The sequence below is a fragment of the Streptomyces sp. NPDC002619 genome (genome assembly GCF_042889305.1).
Classification (GTDB): domain Bacteria; phylum Actinomycetota; class Actinomycetes; order Streptomycetales; family Streptomycetaceae; genus Streptomyces.
This window is the reverse complement of the sequence record NZ_JBIAQV010000120.1, coordinates 1-5,220: the sequence shown is the minus strand read 5'-3', so window position 1 is coordinate 5,220 and position 5,220 is coordinate 1. Positions and strand designations below refer to the sequence as shown.

At 68.1% G+C, this 5,220-nt stretch carries 3 protein-coding genes and 4 pseudogenes; 5 read left to right on the top strand and 2 right to left on the bottom strand.

All coding sequences use genetic code 11. The annotated features are described in order from the left end of the window. Positions 1-6 precede the first annotated feature (6 nt). Positions 7-78, top strand: a pseudogene (locus ACFYXB_RS45485) (hypothetical protein); the annotation flags it as partial. 54 nt (positions 79-132) lie between these two features. On the opposite strand, the gene ACFYXB_RS45480 reads toward ACFYXB_RS45485, so the two are convergent. Beyond that, a protein-coding gene (locus tag ACFYXB_RS45480) for an IS3 family transposase (RefSeq protein WP_389591363.1) occupies positions 133-1,379 on the bottom strand; the annotation gives its coding sequence in 2 pieces (ribosomal slippage) (positions 133-1,058 and positions 1,058-1,379; 1,248 coding nt in all). Between the two features lie 136 nt (positions 1,380-1,515). Between ACFYXB_RS45480 and ACFYXB_RS45475 the strand changes: the two are divergent. From ACFYXB_RS45475 to ACFYXB_RS45460, 4 genes and pseudogenes are all read left to right on the top strand, one after another. Next, positions 1,516-1,887: pseudogene (locus tag ACFYXB_RS45475) on the top strand (transposase); the annotation flags it as partial. A 58-nt stretch (positions 1,888-1,945) separates the two neighbouring features. Next, positions 1,946-2,647, top strand: a pseudogene (locus ACFYXB_RS45470) (transposase); the annotation flags it as partial. Positions 2,648-2,668: 21 nt separating this feature from the next. Beyond that, a pseudogene (locus tag ACFYXB_RS45465) lies at positions 2,669-2,857 on the top strand (IS256 family transposase); the annotation flags it as partial. A 55-nt stretch (positions 2,858-2,912) separates the two neighbouring features. After that, on the top strand, positions 2,913-3,407 hold the full coding sequence (locus tag ACFYXB_RS45460) for a hypothetical protein (protein ID WP_389591362.1): 495 nt from the start codon (positions 2,913-2,915) through the stop codon (positions 3,405-3,407). A gap of 363 nt (positions 3,408-3,770) precedes the next feature. Here ACFYXB_RS45460 and ACFYXB_RS45455 read toward each other — a convergent pair whose 3' ends face one another. Further along, complete coding sequence (locus ACFYXB_RS45455) at positions 3,771-4,760, bottom strand: alpha/beta fold hydrolase (RefSeq protein WP_389591361.1); 990 nt, start codon at positions 4,758-4,760, stop codon at positions 3,771-3,773. Between the last annotated feature and the right edge of the window lie 460 nt (positions 4,761-5,220).

Genomic DNA, 5,220 nt, shown 5'->3' with positions numbered 1-5,220 from the left:
ATCCACGTGCATCATCTGACCTACCGCAGCAAGGGCGGCAGCGACCACCCGAGCAACCTGGAGCTGATCCACACGACCTGTCATCGCCAGGCACAGGGCCTTCCCCCGCGATGGTGGACACGTTTCATGTGGTTATGCGGCGAGTGTCATGGTAGTCGACAGTTGCTCGTAGCAGTGCTCGTAGGCGACGGGGCTGAGCTGCCCGTTCGTCGAGTGGCGCCGCCTGGTGTTGTAGCGGGTCAGCCAGCGGAAGACGCGGCGACGGCAGTCACCGGGGCCGTCGTAGCACCGCGCGCCTTGGAGTGTTTCCCGTTTCATGGAGGCGTGGAAGCTTTCGCAGGCGGCGTTGTCGGCGCTCGTGCCGACGGCGCCCATGGACTGGGTGACGCCCAACTCGGTGCAGAGATCGGCGAATTCCCGGGATGCGTATTGCGCTCCGTGATCGCTGTGGAAGATCGCGTCGTTGAGGTTGCCGCGGGTGGCGTGGGCCATCTTCAGCGCGTCGGCGACGAGCTCGGTGCGCATGTGATCGGCAATCGACCAGCCGACCACGCGGCGCGAGAAGCAGTCGATGACGGTGGCCAGATAGCGGAACTCGCCGTCAGCGACGGGGAGATAGGTTATGTCGCCCATGTACTTCAGGTTCGGCGCCGGCGCGGTGAAGTCCCGCTTGAACAGGTCCGGCACTGGTGTGGCCGACGGCTCGGGCACGGTCGTGCGGACCTTCTTGCGCAGGCGGAAACCGGCGATGTGGAACTTGCGCATCACGCGGGCGACCTTCTTCTCGTTGATCTGCATGCCGTGGGTGTCCCGCAGCTCGGCGGTGACGCGCGGGGAGCCGTACGTCCCGTCGGATTCGGCGTGGACGGTCTTGATCTTCTCGGCCAGGGCCTCGTCCGCCCGCTCGCGCGCGGCGCGGGCCGCACGGGCCTCGCGCCACTTGTAGTAGGTGGAGCGGGCCACCTCGAGCACCTGGCACAGTCGCTTGACCTTGAAGGTCTTTCGGTGATCCTCGATGAAGCGGCAGCGACTCACCAGTTCATCTCGGCGGCGAAAAACTTCGTCGCCTTGCGCAGGATGTCCCTCTCGGTGGCCAGGGTCGCGTTCTCCTTGCGCGCGGCCTTCAGCTCCTGGCGCAGGGCCTCGTTCTCGGCCTTCAGTTCTTCGACGGTGGCCTGGTCGGCCCGGGTGGTGCTGGTCACGTTCTTCCTGGTGGTGCTGATGCCGCCGCGGGCGCGGTCGGCACGGATCCAGTTCCGCAAGGTCTCCGCATTGATCCCCAGGTCACGCGCGGTCTGCGCGATCGTGAGATCGGGGTCCGAGCTGAACAAGGCCACAGCATCAGCCTTGAACTCGGGCGAATAGACCTTCATCACCATAATCGGTCACCCTCTCCCGACCCCCACCGGAGCCGGCGTGCAGGGTGTCCACCACCCAGGGGGAGGCGCCACACGCTGGCGACCGGAAGCACGACACCAACCGGCAGCCACAGGCCAGCTTGAGCCGGATGCGGGGATGACTCGCACGTCCGGTTCTGAGGGGGCTCCGGTGCAGCAATGCCCCGGAGCTACCCGACTGCTCAGCGTAGTGACCGCCGACGGTTCGACCGAGTCCGGCTCCCTGATGGACGAGATCGTGCGCGAGGGCGCCCGTCGGATGCTCGCCGCCGCGCTGGAAGCCGAAGTCAACAAGTACATAGCCGAGTTGGCCGCCGAGACGGACGAGGCCGGGCGCCGCCTGGTGGTCCGCAACGGCCACCACCGGCCCCGCACCGTGACCACCGCCGCAGGTCCCGTCGAGGTCACGGCCCCGCGCGTGAACGACAAGCGAATGGACGCGTCCACCGGCCAGCGGATGCGGTTCTCCTCGAAGATCCTGCCGCCGAGGTGCCGCAAGTCGCCCAAGGTCAGCGAGGTACTGCCGCTGCTCTACCTGCACGGGCTGCCGCCCCGAGGCCCGCGAGCTCCTCAAGGCCGCACCGACCCCGCTGCGGGCCGCGCGGCTGACCCGCACCCAGCTCCAGGCCGCCCTCAAGCGGGCCGGCCGCAAGCGCGGCATCACGGCGGAGGCCGACCGCCTCCGTGACGTCTTCCGCGCCGACTGGGCCCACCAGCCGCCCCTTGTCGAGGACGCCCTCGGCAAGCAGACGCTCGCCCTGCTCATTCAACTGGAGGCCGCCTGCACCGCCGCCGATGATCTCGCCGAGGCGGTGGAAGATGCGTTCCCTCAGCACCCGGACGCCGAGATCCTGCTAAGCTTCCCCGGGCTCGGGATCCAGCTCGCCGCCCGGATTCTGGCTGAGATCGGGGACGACCCCACACGCTTCACCGACGCCCGCGGCCTGAAGGCCCACGCGGGCTCCTCGCCCATCACCCGGGCCTCCGGCAAGAAGTCGTCCATCACCAGCCGCTGGGTGAAGAACGACCGCCTCAACCACGCCGGCTACCTCCGGGCCTTCGCCTCACTGCGGGCATCCGCCGGGGCCAACACCCACTACCGACGACGCCGCGAGCACGGAAACTGGCACGCGGCCGCCCAGAGGAACCCCTTCAACCGCATGATCGGACAACTCTCTCACTGTCTCCAGCACCGCAAGCTGTTCGACGAGAACACGGCGTTCCCCACCGAACTCGCCGCCGCAGCTTGACGCGTTGGCATCATGAGGTGTCTGCGGACCACGAACCCCATCAAGTCGACCTTCGCCACCGCCAAGCTCCGCACCAAGGTCACCCGCAGCTCCGGCAGCCCCGCCGCAGCCCTCGCCATGGTGTTCAAGCTCGTCGAGTCCGCCCAGGCCCGCTGGCGCGCGATCACCGCACCCCACCTCGTCGAACGGCCCGAGGCCGCTGCAACATGACACCAACCTGCTGCACACCGTTAACAAGTAGGCGTCCCAGAACCGACCTGGAACTATGGCGGCCATGAAGCGAGTCGTGATCCTCGGGCGTGGCGGTTCAGGGAAGTCAACCCTCGCAGCCCGCCTGGGCGCAATCACCGGGCTTCCCGTCTTCGAGCTGGACAAGCACTTCTGGCGACCCGGCCTTGAAGCGACTCCTCCCGATCAGTGGGCCGCCGTCCAACGTGAACTCGTCCGAGACGAAACTTGGATCATGGATGGCGACCTCGGGCCCTACGACGTCCCCGACATCCGGCTCCAAACGGCCGACACCGTCATCCTGCTGGACTTCTCGTTCTGGCGCTGCGCCTGGCGAACGATCCGACGCTCGCGGGAACGCGCCGACTTCTGGCGGTGGGTATGGGCCTACCGACGCCGGAGCCGACCGCTCCTCCTCGCGGCGATCGCGACCCACGCCGGTAATGCGAACCTGCACGTGCTTCGGAATCCGCACGCACTGAGACGCTTCGTAGTGCAAGTCACGGCCGACCAGACCCCCAGCCGACCGTAACTCCATCCACGGCAGCCACACCGCGCAACCTCGCTCGATCCACAGGATTTGACGCTTACTCCGTAGTGGCCGCCTCGTTGCGGTAGCTGGGTCGATCAGCTGGCGTGAGAGGCAGGTCGGATGAGCTGCGACGAGGTGCTGGGGCTGCTGCTGGAGCGCGAAGCGGCCTGCCGCAGTGAGGCCGAGCGGCTTCGGGTGGAGGCGGAGCGGATCACGGCTCTGCTGGCGGCGTACGAGCGGGAGCTGGCCCGTATCACCACGGCGTGCCAGATCGTGGGTGAACTGCCACGCAGCGAGCCGACGCCGGCCGCGCCTGCGGCTGTGGCCTCTGGGTCGGACAGCCCCCGTGGGTCTTCGTGCCTGTCAGCACGTGTGGCGTCGCAGTCGGCGGCCGAGGAGGACGACTGCCGAGCCGGAGGCCAGGCACGCGACGGCGATGGCACCGAGTGTGGTGTCGGCCTTGGTGCGTCCCGCGGTACCGGTGCTTGCGAGGGTCGGGCCCGCGGACTCGCCGGCGGTGGCGGCCTCGAGGATGAGGTTGGCGACGGCGCCGGGTTGCGCGATCAGGGACACGTGGCAGGTGTCGAGTTCCACGGTGTGGGAGTGGGCGCGCTTGGCCTCGAAGCGTTCCTGCTCCGGATTGATGGTCATGTCCTGCCGGCCGACGAGGGCCCAGGACGGTATGTCCTTCCACGCCGCGACTTTGGCTTTCTCCGAGAACGCTGTGGTGGCCGCAGGTCGCTGGGTGACCGCCAGCAGGTTCGCTTCGCTTGCAGGCAGGCAGGCGGCGAAGACCGGGTGAACCTTGTCGGGTTTGAGGTACAGGTCGGTCCCGCCGACACCGCCGGCCGCCTGGTAGGGCACGGACGTGGTGGCGGTGCCGAGGGCGCTGGGGAAGCGGGCCCCCAGCGACATGCCGCTCTCGCCCACGTCGGGCATCAGCGCCGAGATGTACACCAGGGACTTCACCTGGGAGTTGCCGGCCGCCGCCGTGCTGATGACGGCCCCGCCGTAGGAGTGCCCGGCCAGCACGATGGGGCCCTTGATGCTCTTCAGCACGGAGGCGATGTACATGGAGTCGCTGTACAGTCCGCGCAGCGGGTTGGCCGGGGCCTTGACCGTGTAGCCGCGACGCTCGAGCCGTTCGATGACTTCGTTCCAACTGGAGCCGTCCGCGAATGCCCCGTGCACCAGCACGATGGTGGGCTTCAGGCCGCCGGTACCGGCTGTGCCACCGTCCGCGGTGGCCGGGGCCACTGTGCCCGCGCACAGGGCGGCAACGGCGCACCCCATCACCGCGAGGGGGAAACGCCGTATTCGGCGCCCGGAGCCACGGACCGTAGAGACTGCCATGTCAATCTCACTTTCTGCTGGGGCATTCGGTACACAGCGTTCATGCATCCGTCCGTCCGGGCCCGGCCACACGGTCCACCCGGGTGAAACATGTGCGGCATCGGGATGACAACAGGCGTGCGTGCCGCGCCCATCGAGAGTGGTGGTGAGCCGGAAGCGACCGATCACAGGCGCCGCCCGATGGCGAGTTCCGCCGTTTGGTGCATTCACGGAGGGAACTTGTGCTTCCGGCCGCCGACGCGCGCCGTCCATGCCGTCCGGCGGAAACGCGGGGAACCCGCCGAATGGGAGCTGAGGTCAGCATGGCCGTCGTGAACGTGGGTTACGGCCTGTCCGGCGGATCATGTGACTACTAGGCTGCGACGGTGACTCCTCCACCCCGTAAACGGGGTGGCTTCTCGCTAAGCCGGTTGAGCTTCGCGACGGACCAGCCCGGCCCGTAGAACGTTGAGAGCGCCCA

Excerpts from the sequence above, each read along its gene's own strand:
- ACFYXB_RS45460 (WP_389591362.1), top strand. The coding sequence starts at position 2,913 with ATGGCGGCCATGAAGCGAGTCGTGATCCTCGGGCGTGGCGGTTCAGGG.
- ACFYXB_RS45455 (WP_389591361.1), bottom strand. The coding sequence starts at position 4,760 with ATGGCAGTCTCTACGGTCCGTGGCTCCGGGCGCCGAATACGGCGTTTC.